Raw genomic sequence first — 15,578 nt, 5'->3', positions numbered from 1 at the left:
GGTTAACTCCTGATTCTCGCGACCCGAGGGTCATTCATGAGGCGGTGGCCCCCGATCAGCATTACCGCCAGAGCCGCCAACGCCAGGCCCCACCACTGAAACGCATAAGCCTGATGGCGAGCTGGTGGCACGACATTGGCTTCCCACCAGGGGGTCAAGACACCATCGCCCTCCTGAGCATGCACCCATCCGGCAAAACGGAACTCGCCAAGTGCGGACGTCCAGGGAGCCAGGTCGAGCCGTTGCAGCCTCACCCCTTCCAGATTATTGCCATAGACGAGACCATCCGAATGCGCCACCTGCCACTCGCCGATGACCTGCACCAGGCCTGCTGGTGTCGCCGAAACCGGTGGCTCTCGGCTGCTGCCGGTTTCCATGAACCCACGTTGAATCAGCCAGAGCTGGCCATGCTCGTCACGCAAGGGGGTCAGCACGGCAACGCCCAGGCGGCCATTGAGGATACGGTTATCGAGATAGAGCGTGTTCGCCGCCAGATATTCGCCCTGCAGGCGCAACGTGGCGCCCTCGACGGGCTCACTGACCGGTGACACCAGGGAGGGGGCTGCGGCACGCTGGTCAAGCGATCGCTGCTTGTCAGCAGCACGCTCCCACTGCCATAGTCCTAACAGCACACCAGCAACGACCACCACGGTCCAAAAACAACCCCATACACATAACCGCAAGGTAACACGGGAGCGTCGACGCATGGCACTCAAGCTACTGATCGCATTGGTATTCATAGGCATGGTGGCCAGCCTCGCCGCAGGTGCTGGTTTTTTATTACGAGACCACGGCGCTTCACGGCGCCTTCTGACCTCGCTGAAGTGGCGTGTCGGCCTGGGCTGTCTGCTCATGGCATTGCTCATTTTTGGCTTCTGGACCGGCGAACTGGGCTGACGCGCTAAAGCACATAGACAAAGATGAACAGCCCTACCCACACCACATCGACAAAATGCCAATACCAGCACGAAGCTTCGAAACCAAAATGCTGCTCATTGGCGAAATGTCCCTTGATGATTCTGACCAGCATGGTGGCCAGAATCAGTGTGCCAATGATCACGTGTAGACCATGAAAGCCCGTGAGAATGAAAAAAGTCGCGCCAAAGATACCGGCTTCCAGGGTAATCCCGTAATGGTGGTAGGCTTCGTAGTACTCGACCCCCTGAATGACGATGAAGCAAATGCCCAGACCGACCGTTGCCGCCAGCCAATTCCGACATGTTGCTCGATAACCCAGCTTGAGCGCTTCATGAGCGACCGTCAGGGTGATGCTCGATGTGACCAGCAGCAACGTATTCACCAGCGGCAACTGCCATGGGCTCAGCACGCCATGGGGCCCTGACACGGCGGCATCAGGAGGGCTCAACAGCGGCCACTCGGGAATGAAACCAGGCCATAGCAGCGCCGATACACCTTTGGCACCCTCACCGCCCAACCACGGAAGCGCAAACGTTCGGACGTAGAAAAGCGCCCCGAAGAAAGCTGCAAAGAACATCACTTCCGAAAAAATGAACCACCCCATCCCCCAGCGAAACGAGCGATCCATCTGGGCATCGTACAAACCGCCCATCGACTCATGCACGACATCTCGGAACCAGAGACCCATGACCGCCACCACGGCCACCAATCCAACCGCCAAGACTGGCATACCGGTGCCATAGACCAGTTGAATACCGGCACCGATCATCATCACACCCAGCGCAATCGAGCCCAATACTGGCCACCGGCTGGTCGCAGGTACGTAATAGCTGCCGCTGCTCATATGCTGCCTCCTGAGGCATTGTCATAAGGGTCACTCAGTGCGACGTGATGAACGGGATAGAGGGTGTACACCAGCGTAATCGTATTGATCTCCGCTGGCAGATCCCGGGCGAGTTGAAATACCAGCGGTATGGTCAGCCGTTCCTGGCCTTGCAACTGCTGCTCTTGAAAGCAGAAACAGCTGACCTTGCGAAGGTGTGTCGTGGCGTTGGAAGGCGATACGCTAGGCACGGCACGCCCCCAGCTCTGGGCTTGGCTATTATTGGTGAACGTGAAATCGACCTCGGCAGTTTGCCCGGGATGCACACGCATCTGGCGCGTGGCAACACTCATCTGCCAGGGCAACCCCGCGCTGCCACGAGTAATGAACTGGACCGTGATGAAACGCGACGTGTCCACCTCTTCGTGAACGATGGCCTGGGCGGTCGTATCCACCTTGCCATTCAGCCCTGTGATACGGCAGAAAACGTCGTAAAGCGGGACCAAGGCAAAGGCGAAGGCAAACATCCCCACCAGCACTGCCGTGGTGCGAATGACCGTACGCCGAACGGCTACCGTTTGCTCTGTACTGCTGATGGCCATCTTGGAGCCCTCCCCCGACTACGCATGACTAATCATGTGCCTGATGGCGTTGAAAGACAGGTGGCGTCTCAAAGGTATGCAGTGGCGCCGGGCTAGGCACACTCCATTCCAGATCTTCAGCCCCTTCCCAAGCCTTGGCCGGTGCTTTTTTACCCCCCTTGACACACAGTACGACGACCAGCACGAACAGCAGTTGAGAGAAACCGAAGAAGAACGCGCCGATGCTGGACAGCAGGTTGAAGTCGGCGAACTGCAGCGCATAGTCGGGAATCCGTCTGGGCATGCCCGCCAGCCCGGCAAAATGCATGGGGAAAAAGGTCAGGTTGACCCCAATGATCGAGCACCAGAAATGGCACTGAGCCAAACGCTCGTTGGGATAGTGGCCGGTCCATTTGGGCAGCCAGTAGTACACGCCTGCCATGATGGCAAAGATGGCCCCCGGCACGAGCACATAGTGAAAATGAGCGACCACGAAGTACGTGTCATGGTATTGAAAGTCGGCCGGTGCAATGGCCAGCATCAGCCCGGAAAAACCACCGATGGTGAACAGCACCACGAATGCCAGTGCAAACAGCATAGGGGGTTCGAAGCTGATGGAGCCCCGAAACAGCGTGGTGACCCAGTTGAATACCTTCACGCCGGTTGGCACAGCGATCAGCATGGTGGTGTACATGAAGAAGAGTTCGGCCGCCAGCGGCAAGCCCACCACGAACATGTGGTGCGCCCATACCAGAAACGAGAGCAACGCAATGGCTCCCGTGGCATACACCATAGAGGCGTAGCCAAACAGACGCTTGCGCGCAAAGGTTGGAATGATCGCCGACACGATACCGAAGGCTGGCAGAATCATGATGTAGACCTCGGGGTGCCCAAAGAACCAGAACAGGTGTTGGAACAGCACCGGGTCACCGCCCCCCGAGGCATCGAAGAAGCTGGTTCCGAAATTGATATCCATGAGCATCATGGTAATCACCCCCGCCAGCACGGGCATGACGGCAATCAGCAGGAAAGCGGTAATGAGCCATGTCCAGACGAACAGCGGCATGTCCATCATGCGCATTCCGGGGGCACGCATGTTGAGGATGGTGGCGATGATATTGATCGCCCCCAGAATGGAGCTGATACCGGCTATGTGCAGGGCCAGGATGAAGAAGGTCGTGGAGGGTGGCGCGTAGGTGGTGGACAAGGGCGCATAGAAGGTCCAGCCAAAATTGGGCCCGCCGCCCGGCATGAACAGTGTTGAAAGCAGGAGCGTGAAGGCGACAGGCAGCAGCCAGAAGCTGAAGTTGTTGAGCCGAGGAAGCGCCATGTCAGGCGCTCCGATCTGTAGCGGGATCATCCAGTTGGCCAGTCCCGTGAAGGCAGGCATGACGGCTGCGAACACCATGATCAAGCCATGCATGGTGGTCATCTGATTGAAGAACTCGGGCTGTACCAGCTGCAGTCCTGGTTGAAAAAGCTCTGCCCTGACCACCAGTGCAAAGATGCCCCCAATGAAGAACATGGTCAGCGAGAAGATCAGATAGAGCGTACCGATCTCCTTGTGATTGGTGGTCAATAGCCAGCGCATGAGTCCTTTCGGGTGATGCGCATGCTCATGGTGGGCAGAACCGGCGCTGGCATGAGTGCCAGCGTGAGTGGTAGAGCTATGCTGCAACGGATGCTGAGGGGGTAGTTGGGGCGCCATGAGCTTCTCCGCCTGCTTTTCGTTGTTATGGGTAGAAACGTGGAGTTATTGGGCTATCAGCTCAGCAATGGCTGCAGGCTGTACCGTTTCACCCGTGTCATTTCCCCAGGCATTGCGGGTATAGGTGACCACTGCGGCAATTTCAACGGGGTTCAGAGTTGCCCGGAAGGCAGGCATCGCCGCGCCAGAGACCCCATTGACGATCCTGTCGATATGCCAATCCAGGTCTTCGATCAACTGATCATTACCGGCCAATGCAGGGAAGGCCGGCATCGCCCCTTGCCCTTCGGCTTGATGGCAAGAAGAACAGATGGCGCGGTACACCGCTTCCCCTCTGGCCATCAGTTCCTCCATTTCCCATTCACGGTCGACGCCCATGGCCTCCTGCTCGGCCGCTTCACGCCGCTCTACCAGCCAGGCATCGAATTCCTCTTCTTCCATGGCATGTACCACGACAGGCATGAAGCCATGATTGACACCACAGAGTTCGGCACACTGTCCGCGATAAATACCGGGTGTATTGATCTGCACCCAGTTTTCATTGATGAAGCCGGGAATCGTGTCCTGCTTGACCGCCAGCTCGGGCACCCACCAGGAGTGGATGACATCGTCTGAGGTCATCAGAAAGCGCACTTTGCGATTGATTGGCAAGACCAGGGGTTCGTCCACGTCGAGCAGATAGTGCTCTCCTCGCTCCTCCTGCCCGCGGATCTGCTCCCAAGGGGTGCTCATATTGGAGTTGAAGGCAACGTCTTCGCCCAGGTATTCGTAGCGCCAGCGCCACTGCTGGCCGGTGATCATCACATCCAGGTCGGCTTCCGAGGCGTCATACATGTTCTTGAGCGTAGCGGTGGCGGGAATCGCCATACCGACCAGAATCAGCACGGGAATGGCCGTCCACAACACTTCCACCGTGGTGTGCTCGTGAAAATGGGCTGCTTTGGCTCCCTTGGCGTGGCGATAGCGAAACAGCGAGTAGAACATGACGCCAAACACCACGACGCCAATGACGACGCAGATCCAAAAAATGGTCATATGCAGATTGAAGATATCACGGCTGACGTCCGTGACACCCACCGGCATATTCCAACTATTGGCCGACGCCGCTGACGCGACGGCAAGACTCGATGAGGGAAGTAGTAGCCATCGCCACACTGGGGGCATAGAAACCTCCTTTATTATTGTTGTTCTCGCCATGCTTTTATTAAAGCAGGATTAAGACGTCAATCTCAGTATAGAAAACAAATGCCATTCGTCACGCAAACCTTGCGTGATTTGCCTCAACGTTTCATCCGGCGACCCACTTGGCCAACCAGGCAATCGCCAGTACGAACAGGAGCGTGACGACGACCCCCGTCACAATGAACGCCGCAGGTCGCTCGCTGGAGAAGTCCTGCCTGCGCTGCCGATCATTCTGCACCCCGATCAGGGCTGCCAGTACCGACTTCAAGACTGACCACATATCCCCTCCCCACCTTCTGCACTCAACCGCCTGGGCGTCTTCCTGGCGCCCTTTTACAAGGACACCTGACTGATATCCCAGCATAGACACAAGGTGAACATGCCCGCCACCGACCATCATCTCCATTGCTGCATCGACACCATTGAAATTAGCTTGCGAGCAGTGGCGCTGCGCTTCACACTACGCAGCACTCGTCGTCACCCTTTTTCATGAGCATGTGCCATTTTCAGGGAGCTTTTCATGCCCAAGCGTCGTATCACGCTGTCTGGTTTCGTTTTTATTCTTGGTCTGTCGAGCCTGGCGGGCTGTACCACTTACACATGGCCGGATGGCTCTCAGGAAACGGTCTTTGGGGTGGTTTCCGAAGATGAGAACAAGCGTTACGAAGAACCTCGCGCGGACGGCGTACGCTATCAACGCCCTGGAGAAGTACCGGAACCTGCACAAGAGTAAAGAGCACGCTTTGACTGACCTTCAAGCGTTGCCCAAGCGGCGCTTGGTCAGTGCCGTGGCTTGCGCCGTCAAGGGGTCTTCTGGCCACGGGTGCTTTGGATACCGCCCGCGCATCTCTTTTCTCACCTCCGGGTAGCCGGTCAGCCAGAAGCTGCGCAAGTCCTGGGTTACCTGCAGAGGGCGTCGGGCCGGTGACAGCAGGTGAATCATCACGGCCACTTGCCCTTCGGCTACGGTCGGTGTTTCTTGCCAGCCAAAGGCCTCCTGCAGCTTCAATGCCAGCACCGGCGGCCTGCCCTCCAGGCAGGGAAGATAGTCCAGCGTAATCGTGTTACCGCTCGGCGCGGTAAGGCCGATAGGCGCCAGACGTGCCAACGCACTCTGCGCTTCCCAGGTCAGCGTATCCAGCAGGCACCGCGCGAAAGGCAGTTTTTCGACTTGTGCCAGCCGAGTCATACCGGCCACGTAAGGCGCCAGCCACTCGTCCAGATCATCCACCAACGCAGCATCGGACCAGTCGGGCCATTGCCTAGGGAAAGTACGCTTGAGCAGCGCCATGCGCCCCTGCAAGCGCCTGACCTCGTCATCCAGCAAGGCTGAAGGGCGGCGCTGCAAAGCGCTCATCAGCGCTTGTTCGGCAGCGGCGGCGGGCAGCGTCTGTAGCGGGCGTGCCGCCAATACCAGCTCACCGTGACACTGCACCGTTTCGGCCACCAGCTTGCCTGGCGGCTCTTGCCAGGCAACTCGTTCGTGCCACCTCGCCGTCGCCGGATAAAGGGCTCGCAAAGCCTGTTCGGAGAGGGGCACTGCCCTCTGGATCGGTGCATCACGGCTAGCGCTGTCGAGGTGAACGGCCACCAGATACGGCTCGTTGGCCAACGGGTGCTGCGGCGATAGCGTTGCCGTCTTGCCATTGGCCAGCTTGAAACGCCCGAGGTTCATGAGCTGGGCCACTCGGTCAGCAAACGCCACCGCAAGCAGCTCACCCAGAGGCTCAAGATCAAGGCGTGACGGCACCGTGCATCCCATCAGCGCCGCCAGACGCTTGAATTCCTGGTGCCAGGCTGGGAATGCAGAAGGTGTTTTCAGCCGAGCGGCCAGGGCTTCCTGCAATGTTCCCTCAAGACGCTCCCGGCCCTCCAGCAGCGCTGCCAACGCACAGGCCAGCGCGGTATTTTCTCCAGCCTTGGAGCGCACCAGCATCGCGGCCAGGCGAGGCTCCACCGGCAAGGTACCGCACTGCTGCCCCAGCGGTGTCAGACCGCCGGCCTGATCGAGCAGCCCCAGCCGCTGGAGAAGATCGCGCGCGCTCTGCCATGCGCCCTTGGGGGGTGGAGATAGCCAGGCCAGCGCGTCGGGTGCATTGACGCCCCATAGCGCCAGTTCCAGCGCCAGCCGCGAGAGGTCGGCCTGCAGCATCTCGGGCTCACGGTGCGCGACCAGTGGCTGGTCCTGTGCCCACAGGCGATAGCAGTAGCCCGATTGCTGGCGACCCGCGCGCCCACGCCGCTGGTCGGCGCTGGCGCGGTTGACGCGACGGGTGGTCAATCGCGTAAGCCCCGTTTGGGCACTAAACTCGGGCACCCGTTCAAGGCCTGCGTCAATGACGACGTTGACGCCGTCGACCGTCAGGCTCGATTCGGTGATCGAGGTGGAAATGATCACCCGCCGCTGCGTACCAGGGCTAAGTGCCGCTTGTTGAGCATCCAGCGTCATGCCGCCATGCAGCGTGCGAATATCCAGCGTCAGCGATGAAGCCGCCAGCGCCTGAGCGAGCCGGCGGATGTCCGCCACGCCGGGCAAGATGACCAATATGTCCTGGGCATCGTCCAGCGCCACGGCTTCCTCCACGACACTGCGCGCCGCCATGGCGGCGGTCTCACCGCCAACAGGTGGCCGATATAGCGTGGTGACCGGAAAAGCGCGGCCACTGCTCTCGATCACCGGAGTATGCTCGCCCAGCAAGGTACGCAGCGCCTCTATATCCAGCGTCGCGGACATCACCACCAGGCGGAGATCGTCACGAATGCTTTGCTGCACGTCCATTGCCAGCGCCAGACCCAGGTCGGACTCGATACTGCGTTCATGAAACTCATCGAAGAGAATGCCGGCCACCCCCTCCAGCAGCGGGTCATCCTGCAGCATGCGCGTCAGCACCCCCTGAGTGATCACTTCCAGCTGCGTGTCAGGCCCCACCCGTTGATCACCGCGCATGCGATAGCCAATACGCTTACCCACCGGCTCACCCAACTGAGCGGCCATGTAAGTTGCCGCCAGCCTGGCCGCCACCCGCCGAGGTTCGAGCATCAGCAGGCGCTGGCCACGCGCCCAAGGGCGCTCGATGAGCCGCAACGGCACGCGGGTGGTCTTGCCCGCGCCGGGCTGCGCCACCAGAATGAGGCGAGAGTGGGTGTCCAGAGCGTCTTCGATCGACGCCAGGTGTTGCTCGATGGGCAGCTCAGGCATGGTCGAACTCATGCAATGGATACGACTGGGCGCTCTATGCCACAGCCTTTCAAGATCACATGCTCCAGGAAGCGACAAATAGCGTCGATGTCCTCCTCGGCCAGTGCCTCCTGGCCGAGAATGCCGTTCACCTGGGCACTGTACTCGGTATAGTGCTGGGTGGATGACCAGATCAGAAAAATCAGCCAGCGAGGATCCACATCATCCATCTTCCCCTGTCGCGACCACTCTCGCATGATGGCGGCACGGCTGCTGACCCACTCTCTCAGCTCACCGTTCAGGTAATCCTTCAGAAAAGGTGCGCCCCCCAGGATTTCAGCCGCAAACAGCTTGGAACCCTCGGGATAGCGCTGACCAAGCACCATTTTGGTGCGAATAAAATCGCTCAATACGGCTGCTGGGTCACTCGCTGGCGTAATGTCCTCCAGCACCGCGTTCCAGCGCTTCATCATGCGATTCAGTAGTCGCACATAGAGCGCCTGTTTGCTCCCCATGTAATAGAGGATATTGGCCTTGGGCAAACCAGCGACGTCAGCAATCGACTGCAGGCTGGCTCCGCGATAACCATGCTGAGCAAACACCTGTTCGGCGGCACTCAATATCATCTGCTCGATGCGATCCCTGCTGGCGCTCTCATGGTTAGCGGTATCAAGCGTCATTGAGTAAGCTCCTTGATATAGGCTCGGGTTGTGCCGATCAGCTCAGGCCCAACGTCGGACAACGCTGCAAAAAGGGGCATTTTCGCTCTTTATGCATCGTTTCAGGGCATCAAAACGCGCTGACAACAAAGTCTTGCAAGCCACGCTTTTTTGTCCCAAGCTCACCATTATTGACCAATCGGTCAGAACAATCATAACGGAGTTTGGCATGGCAACGATTGAGTTTCTGCTCAATGGCACCCGTCAACAGTGTCGAGTGCCCCCTGAGACCAGTATTCTAACGCTGTTACGCGACCATTTGGGGGCCACGGGCACAAAAGAGGGCTGCGCTTCCGGCGACTGCGGTGCTTGCACAGTCGCCTTGAAAAGCAGCGACCCCGATCAGCCACCGTTCCTGACGGTCAATGCGTGCATTACGCCGGCTCACCAACTGCACGGTCAGCATCTCGTCACTGTGGAAGGCCTTTCACAGGGCAACTCCTTGCACCCTGCGCAGCGCGCCATGATCGACTGCCACGGCAGCCAGTGCGGTTTCTGTACGCCGGGCATCGTCATGTCGCTGTTCAGTTTGCATACGCAGCAGCAGCGCCAACCTGCCCCCTTGACGCCCGAGCGTCTGGAAGCCGCGCTGGGTGGCAACCTTTGCCGCTGCACGGGCTATCGCCCGATTCGTGATGCCGCGCTGACCATGCACGCCAGCGACTGGCAGCCGCCTCAATGGTGGGATGCGACGCTTGCTGACTCTCAGGATGGCGACAGCTCCACACAAGCCTTTCAGGAAGGTCCGCTATTTGCTCAGCCGAGCTCCCTGAGCGAACTGACAGCGCTGCGGCGCGATCTGCCCAATGCCAGGTTGGTCGCCGGCGCCACGGACCTATGGCTGGAAACGACCCAGCGCCTGTCCGCACTGGATCAACTGATCGATACCACCCGCGTGCCCGAGCTGAGCATGATCTCGTCAGCGACCTTTCAGGGGCAGGAAGGATGGTGGGTCGGCGCGGCGGTGACCTATTCGCGGCTTGCTCCGCTGCTGGCAACACACTTCCCCGCTTTCGCGCACCTGCTCCACCGGCTGGGCTCGGAACAAGTGCGTAACCGGGGAACTCTGGGCGGCAATATCGCCAATGCATCCCCCATTGGCGATACCCCACCCGTACTCCTGGCACTCGGCGCTCACCTCGAACTTGCCAGCCATGCGGGTACCCGCTGTTTGCCGCTGCAGGCATTCTTTATCGATTACAAAAAAACGGCCCTGGCCGCCGATGAGGTCATCACACGTATCTTCATTCCGGCGCTGGAGAAGAGTGCTTCACTCAGAGTGTGGAAGCTCTCAAAACGCCGTGAAGACGATATCTCTGCCGTTCTGGGTGCCTTTAGCTACCGCTTGGACGACGGCAAGTTAAGCGACGTGCGCATCGCCTTCGGAGGGATGGCTGCCACGCCCCGGCGCGCTCCGGCAACGGAGGCCGCGCTGGAAGGGCAAAGGGTAGGCAAACAGGCCTTTCAAGCGGCTCGGCAAGCGCTGCAAGATGAGTTCGAGCCCATGAGTGACGTGCGAGGCAGCCAGCAGTATCGTCAGTTGGCGGCCGCCAATCTGCTGGAACGACTCTACTTGTCGCTATCATCACCAGAACAGGAGGTCATGTTGCATGCGTACGCTCACTAAACTCGACAACGACAGTCGCCGGGCCCGGCATGAGCTCGACCAGCGTATACATGGCGCGGCACCCTTGGCACGCCATACCGTGGACAGCAGCGGACAGCGCCAGGCGGGGTCCTCCAGCTTTCATGAGAGCGCCGAAAAACATGTGACGGGGAAAGCGCTCTATATCGACGACCTCAAGACACCTGCTGATGCTTTACACGTGGCTCTGGGGCTCTCACCCGTGGCCCACGGAACCTTGACGCACCTCGACCTGGAGGCCGTTCGCACCGCCCCCGGCGTGGTCGACGTGATCACATTCCACGACGTGCCTGGCCACACGGACATCGGCCCGGTCTTCCCTGGCGACCCTATCTTCGTCGAACACGAGATCAGCTATTCAGGGCAGTGCCTGTTCGCCGTGGCTGCCACTTCCCTGAGTGCGGCGCGTCACGCGATGCTGCTTGCCAATGTGCAGATCGACAAGCTGCCAGCACAGCTGGATGCCGTTCAAGCCGCTGCTCAACAGGAGTTCGTTCGTCCCAGCCACACCCAGCAGCGTGGTGACTGGCAGGCCACACTGGAGCAAGCCGAACACGTGCTGGAAGGCGCGCTGTTCATTGGTGGACAAGAGCACTTCTACCTGGAGGGCCAGGCCTGCGTCGTCATTCCGAGCGAAGACGAAGGCGTCATGGTACATACCTCCAACCAGCACCCCAGTGAAACCCAAAAGCTGGTTGCCGAAGTGCTGGGTATCCCGTTTCATGCCGTCACGGTGGAAGTACGGCGCATGGGGGGTGGTTTTGGAGGCAAGGAAACCCAGGCATCCCCCTGGGCCTGCATTGCTGCCCTCATCGCACGACGCACCGGCAAGGCCACGCGTCTTCGCCTACCCAGACGTGACGACATGCGCGCCACTGGCAAGCGCCACCCCTTTCACAACCGCTATCGGCTGGCCATCGATTCACAGGGAGTGATTCAAGGCAGCGACATTACCGTGATCGGCGACTGCGGCTACTCTCCCGATCTTTCCGATGCGATCGTCGACCGCGCCATGTTTCACGCAGACAATGCCTACTCACTGGGCAATGCCCGTGTGACCGGCCACCGAGCCCGCACCCACACTGCATCGAACACCGCTTTTCGCGGGTTTGGCGGCCCCCAGGGCATGATGATCATCGAAGCGGCCATGGACGATATTGCCCGCCATGTCGGTGAAGACCCGCTGACCATCCGCAAGCGCAACTTTTACCGCCCCGAACGCGACATGACCCATTACGGGCAACAGGTCGACCAGAAGCAGTTGCTTCACACGCTCGTCGAGCGCCTTGAGCAACGCAGCGAGTACTGGACGCGTCGACAGCAGATATGGGATTTCAATGCCTCCAGCTCCGTCATCAAAAAAGGACTGGCACTGACACCCGTCAAGTTCGGCATCTCCTTCACCGCCCAGCACCTCAACCAGGCCGGCGCGCTGCTACACGTCTATACCGATGGCAGCATCCTGATCAACCACGGCGGCACTGAAATGGGGCAAGGCCTGCACACCAAGATCTGCCAGGTGGTGGCTCTGGAACTGGGGCTGGACCTGGAGAGCGTACGCATCAGCGCCACAAGAACGGACAAGGTGCCGAACACTTCCCCCACGGCAGCCTCCAGCGGTGCGGATTTGAACGGCATGGCCGCTCGCGATGCTGCCATCAAACTGCGTGAGCGTCTGTTCGATTTTGCCGCCAACCACTTCGAGGGCGGGCTGGATCGTGAAGGCATGGAGCTGAGGGACGGCATGCTCATCGCAGGCATCGGCGAAAGTGAACGCCGCATTCCCTGGGGCGAGCTGGTGCAGACGGCATATCTACACCGGGTTTCGCTGTCCGAGAAAGGCTTCTACGCGACGCCACTGATTCATTACAATCGCGCAACTGGCCAAGGCCGCCCATTTTATTATTACGCCTTTGGCGCGGCCGCGGCGGAGGTCAGCGTCGACACGTTGACCGGCGAGTATCAGGTCGACCGTGTCGACATACTTCATGATGTGGGCAACTCGCTCAACCCGGCCATCGATATTGGTCAGGTAGAAGGCGGGTTCATCCAGGGCATGGGCTGGCTGACCAGCGAAGAGCTCAAATGGAACAGTGAAGGGACGCTGGTCAGCGATGGTCCAGCGACCTACAAGATTCCCACCTTCGGGGATCTGCCCAGCGTCTTCAATGTCGAACTGCTGGAAGGACACCCTAACTCCATGGCCAGCCTGTACCGCTCCAAAGCGGTGGGTGAGCCGCCCTTCATGCTGGGGATATGCGTCTGGTCAGCCTTGCGCGATGCCCTCGCCAGCCTGGATGACTACCGCAGCTCGCCGCGTCTGGATACCCCGGCCACGCCCGAGCGCGTCATGCTGGCGGCGCATGCCATTCGGAAAAGTGCCTTATGACCCATGAAACGCCCATGACTTGGCATGCCGCCCTCGATCATTGTCAACGCCACGGCACGCCTCATGTATTGGCCACCCAGATGACCAGCGCAGGCTCCACGCCCCGTGAGCCTGGCGCACGCATGGTGATTACCGAACACGCTGTCTTCGATACGCTGGGCGGCGGCACCTTCGAGTGGCAGACCATTCAGCAGGCTCGCTCCCTATTGAGCCAGCGCCAGGCGGGGTTCTCACTGGAATCCTTTTCGCTGGGCGGTCGTAGCGGGCAGTGCTGTGGCGGGCTGGTCAACGTCCTGCTGGAAGTATTTCTGGGCGCCACCGCTCACATTGCCCTGTTCGGCGCGGGGCATGTCGGACGCGAGATCGTCAAACTCAGCGCTCCTCTGCCTTGGCAGCTCGATTGGTATGACAGCCGCGCCGATGCTTTCCAGTCAGATGTCCCTCGAGCACGCTTGAGTTGTCATTTGCTAGGCGGCGTTGGAGATACGGTGGCAGGCTTACCCCTTGGCACCCATGCTCTGGTCATGACCCACGATCATGATGAGGATTATGCCTTGATCAAGGGGTTGCTGGAGCGCGCCGATATTGCGTCCATTGGGCTGATAGGCTCCGACAGCAAGTGGGCGAGCTTCAAAGGGCGCCTTTCCCGAGCAGGTGTCGACCAGCCGATACTGCAGCGCGTGCGCTGCCCCATCGGCTCGGTCAGGGATACCAAGCTCAGCAATAAAACCCCCTACGCCATCGCGCTGAGCGTGGTGACGGAATTACTCTGGTTGACCGACCAACCCTATGCCACCGAGACCCGTGGCCTGGATAGCGCTACGCTACGCGCGCTTTTTGCCCCTACTGCAACGCACTCGAGTTGATATGACCTTGCCCACCGATACGCTTATCCGCGCTGAATTGATCAGCTTTCCCAATGACCCCGGCGATGGCAACCTGCCCCACCCTGGCAGTCTGGAACACTACGCTGACGGCCTCTTGTGGCTGAAGGGTGGGCATATCCATGCAGCGGGGCATTATGCCGACCTGGTTGATCAGTTGCCGAAAGCAGCGGAAGTGATCGACCATCGCGGCAAGCTCATCATGCCAGGATTCATCGATACTCACGTCCACTATGTCCAGTTGGACATCATGGCCTCTTATGGGCGCCAACTGCTGGATTGGCTGAATGACTACACGTTTCCGGCCGAGTGCCAGTTCGCCAATCATGATCACGCCAAGGCGTTATCGGAAGCGTTCTTGAGCGAAATGCTGCGCGCAGGTACCACCACCGCGCAAGTGTTTGGCTCGAGCCACCCAGGCTCCGTGGATGCCTTTTTTGCAGCCTGCCAAAAGCGGCAGCTGCGCATGCTGGTAGGCAAGGTACTGATGGATCGCAATGCCCCCGATGCCTTGATGGATGGCGTCTCGGGTATCTCCGACACAGAGCGGCTCATCGAGGACTGGCACGGGAAGCAGCGCCTCGGTTACAGCGTTACCCCGCGTTTTGCGCCCACCTCGACCAGAGCGCAAATGGACGCGGCAGGTGCCCTGCTGCGCAATGACCCTACCCTATGGCTGCAGACCCACCTCGCCGAGAACAGCGGAGAACTGGACTGGGTGGCGGAACTGTTTCCCGGCAGTCGAGACTATTTGGCCGTTTACGAAGAAGCAGGACTCGTCGGCCCACGCAGCACCTTTGCCCACGGTATCCATTTGGACAACGGCATGCGCCAACGGTTGGCAGAGCGCGGCGCCAATATCGCCTTTTGCCCCAGCTCCAACCTGTTCCTGGGTAGCGGCCTGTTCGACCGAGACGCTGCCCGAGAGACGGGCATGGCATTTACCTATGCCAGCGACATTGGCGCAGGCACGGATCTTTCAGGCTTCGGCACCTTGAAAAGTGCCTACCAGGTAGGCCAACTGCGTGGTCAGCCTCTGACCGCCTGGCAAGGATTTTATGGCCTCACCCACGGCAACGCCAAAGCCCTCTCTCTGGATAGCCACATTGGACAGTTGGCCCCTTCCTACGAAGCTGACTTTGTCGTGATCGACCCTGACGCCACGTCACTGCTACAGCGACGTAGCCAGCACTGCACCACCCTCGGTGAACGGCTATTTGCATTGATGATGCTCGCCGATGACCGCGCTGTCTATGAAACCTGGGCCGGAGGCGTATGCCAACACCGCAGAGACGCCTAGCAACCGATCTCTTGTAAAGTCACCCTCACCCAGCCACAGGCTGGGTGTTTTTTTGCTCAGGAATTTTCCCAACCAACGTTTCTCGACGCCCCTTCCCACGACAAATTTAACGCATAGCAAAAAGCCCCGAACACAGTGTGCTCGGGGCTTTCTACGGGATAAGTGCCTGACGATGACCTACTCTCACATGGGGAGACCCCACACTACCATCGGCGCTAAGCGGTTTCACTTCTGAGTTCGGCATGGGATCA

Annotated in this window: 14 protein-coding genes and 1 rRNA gene; 6 read left to right on the top strand and 9 right to left on the bottom strand. The window is 59.5% G+C overall.

What is annotated here, in order from left to right; genetic code table 11:
• Nucleotides 1-2: 2 nt before the first annotated feature.
• Nucleotides 3-650: an SURF1 family protein gene (locus tag FEU76_RS17210; RefSeq protein ID WP_313955446.1), complete on the bottom strand. Its 648-nt coding sequence runs from the start codon at nucleotides 648-650 to the stop codon at nucleotides 3-5.
• 55 nt (nucleotides 651-705) lie between these two features.
• Here FEU76_RS17210 and FEU76_RS17205 point away from each other — a divergent pair, with 55 nt between their 5' ends.
• A complete protein-coding gene (locus FEU76_RS17205) occupies nucleotides 706-897 on the top strand; it encodes a DUF2909 domain-containing protein (protein WP_144984602.1) in 192 nt (63 codons plus the stop codon).
• Nucleotides 898-901: 4 nt separating this feature from the next.
• On the opposite strand, the gene FEU76_RS17200 is transcribed toward FEU76_RS17205, so the two are convergent.
• The 5 genes from FEU76_RS17200 to FEU76_RS17180 form a co-directional block, all read right to left on the bottom strand.
• Nucleotides 902-1,762 carry a cytochrome c oxidase subunit 3 gene (locus FEU76_RS17200; protein ID WP_144984599.1) on the bottom strand — a complete coding sequence of 287 codons (861 nt, stop codon included), beginning with the start codon at nucleotides 1,760-1,762 and terminating at the stop codon, nucleotides 902-904.
• Entirely contained in the window at nucleotides 1,759-2,343 is a 585-nt protein-coding gene (locus tag FEU76_RS17195) for a cytochrome c oxidase assembly protein (protein WP_144984596.1), read from the bottom strand. Before FEU76_RS17195 ends, FEU76_RS17200 begins: the two co-directional genes overlap by 4 nt.
• 28 nt (nucleotides 2,344-2,371) lie before the next feature.
• A complete protein-coding gene (gene ctaD / locus FEU76_RS17190) occupies nucleotides 2,372-4,030 on the bottom strand; it encodes a cytochrome c oxidase subunit I (RefSeq protein WP_039181874.1) in 1,659 nt (552 codons plus the stop codon).
• Between the two features lie 45 nt (nucleotides 4,031-4,075).
• A complete protein-coding gene (gene coxB, locus FEU76_RS17185; RefSeq protein ID WP_039181877.1) occupies nucleotides 4,076-5,194 on the bottom strand; it encodes a cytochrome c oxidase subunit II in 1,119 nt (372 codons plus the stop codon).
• Nucleotides 5,195-5,318: 124 nt separating this feature from the next.
• Nucleotides 5,319-5,492, bottom strand: coding sequence for a DUF2970 domain-containing protein (locus FEU76_RS17180; RefSeq protein ID WP_084123813.1), 174 nt, complete (start codon nucleotides 5,490-5,492; stop codon nucleotides 5,319-5,321).
• A gap of 240 nt (nucleotides 5,493-5,732) precedes the next feature.
• Here FEU76_RS17180 and FEU76_RS17175 point away from each other — a divergent pair, with 240 nt between their 5' ends.
• The gene (locus FEU76_RS17175; RefSeq protein ID WP_096922917.1) at nucleotides 5,733-5,945 is read left to right on the top strand and encodes a hypothetical protein; all 213 of its coding nucleotides are present in this window, start codon (nucleotides 5,733-5,735) and stop codon (nucleotides 5,943-5,945) included.
• Between the two features lie 21 nt (nucleotides 5,946-5,966).
• Here the strand turns inward: FEU76_RS17175 and hrpB are convergent, their stop codons facing one another.
• A complete protein-coding gene (hrpB, locus tag FEU76_RS17170; RefSeq protein WP_096922916.1) occupies nucleotides 5,967-8,411 on the bottom strand; it encodes an ATP-dependent helicase HrpB in 2,445 nt (814 codons plus the stop codon).
• A gap of 8 nt (nucleotides 8,412-8,419) precedes the next feature.
• Entirely contained in the window at nucleotides 8,420-9,070 is a 651-nt protein-coding gene (locus tag FEU76_RS17165) for a TetR family transcriptional regulator C-terminal domain-containing protein (RefSeq protein ID WP_144984593.1), read from the bottom strand.
• A gap of 208 nt (nucleotides 9,071-9,278) precedes the next feature.
• On the opposite strand from FEU76_RS17165, the gene xdhA reads away from it, so the two are divergent.
• Genes xdhA through guaD form a run of 4 tightly spaced genes read left to right on the top strand, consistent with a single transcriptional unit; the run spans nucleotide 9,279 to nucleotide 15,327 of the window.
• Entirely contained in the window at nucleotides 9,279-10,736 is a 1,458-nt protein-coding gene (gene xdhA / locus FEU76_RS17160) for a xanthine dehydrogenase small subunit (protein WP_144984590.1), read from the top strand.
• Nucleotides 10,720-13,143: a xanthine dehydrogenase molybdopterin binding subunit gene (xdhB, locus tag FEU76_RS17155; protein ID WP_144984587.1), complete on the top strand. Its 2,424-nt coding sequence runs from the start codon at nucleotides 10,720-10,722 to the stop codon at nucleotides 13,141-13,143. The genes xdhA and xdhB overlap by 17 nt, the downstream gene beginning before the upstream one ends.
• Complete coding sequence (xdhC, locus tag FEU76_RS17150; RefSeq protein WP_144984584.1) at nucleotides 13,140-14,009, top strand: xanthine dehydrogenase accessory protein XdhC; 870 nt, start codon at nucleotides 13,140-13,142, stop codon at nucleotides 14,007-14,009. The genes xdhB and xdhC overlap by 4 nt, the downstream gene beginning before the upstream one ends.
• A gap of 1 nt (nucleotide 14,010) precedes the next feature.
• The gene (gene guaD / locus FEU76_RS17145; protein WP_039181897.1) at nucleotides 14,011-15,327 is read left to right on the top strand and encodes a guanine deaminase; all 1,317 of its coding nucleotides are present in this window, start codon (nucleotides 14,011-14,013) and stop codon (nucleotides 15,325-15,327) included.
• A gap of 164 nt (nucleotides 15,328-15,491) precedes the next feature.
• Here the strand turns inward: guaD and rrf are convergent.
• Nucleotides 15,492-15,578, bottom strand: a 5S ribosomal RNA gene (rrf, locus tag FEU76_RS17140); the annotation flags it as partial.

Origin of the sequence: Halomonas sp. C22 (assembly GCF_007655045.1) — a bacterium.
Classification (GTDB): domain Bacteria; phylum Pseudomonadota; class Gammaproteobacteria; order Pseudomonadales; family Halomonadaceae; genus Vreelandella; species Vreelandella hamiltonii.
The sequence above is the reverse complement of the archived record's forward strand: the minus strand, read 5'-3'. Positions and strand labels throughout refer to the sequence as shown.

Coding starts and splice junctions, on each gene's coding strand:
- FEU76_RS17165 (WP_144984593.1), bottom strand. CDS start 9,070: ATGACGCTTGATACCGCTAACCATGAGAGCGCCAGCAGGGATCGCATC.
- xdhB (WP_144984587.1), top strand. CDS start 10,720: ATGCGTACGCTCACTAAACTCGACAACGACAGTCGCCGGGCCCGGCAT.
- FEU76_RS17175 (WP_096922917.1), top strand. CDS start 5,733: ATGCCCAAGCGTCGTATCACGCTGTCTGGTTTCGTTTTTATTCTTGGT.
- ctaD (WP_039181874.1), bottom strand. CDS start 4,030: ATGGCGCCCCAACTACCCCCTCAGCATCCGTTGCAGCATAGCTCTACC.
- FEU76_RS17195 (WP_144984596.1), bottom strand. CDS start 2,343: ATGGCCATCAGCAGTACAGAGCAAACGGTAGCCGTTCGGCGTACGGTC.
- FEU76_RS17200 (WP_144984599.1), bottom strand. CDS start 1,762: ATGAGCAGCGGCAGCTATTACGTACCTGCGACCAGCCGGTGGCCAGTA.
- FEU76_RS17180 (WP_084123813.1), bottom strand. CDS start 5,492: ATGTGGTCAGTCTTGAAGTCGGTACTGGCAGCCCTGATCGGGGTGCAG.
- guaD (WP_039181897.1), top strand. CDS start 14,011: ATGACCTTGCCCACCGATACGCTTATCCGCGCTGAATTGATCAGCTTT.
- coxB (WP_039181877.1), bottom strand. CDS start 5,194: ATGCCCCCAGTGTGGCGATGGCTACTACTTCCCTCATCGAGTCTTGCC.
- xdhC (WP_144984584.1), top strand. CDS start 13,140: ATGACCCATGAAACGCCCATGACTTGGCATGCCGCCCTCGATCATTGT.
- FEU76_RS17205 (WP_144984602.1), top strand. CDS start 706: ATGGCACTCAAGCTACTGATCGCATTGGTATTCATAGGCATGGTGGCC.
- xdhA (WP_144984590.1), top strand. CDS start 9,279: ATGGCAACGATTGAGTTTCTGCTCAATGGCACCCGTCAACAGTGTCGA.
- hrpB (WP_096922916.1), bottom strand. CDS start 8,411: ATGCCTGAGCTGCCCATCGAGCAACACCTGGCGTCGATCGAAGACGCT.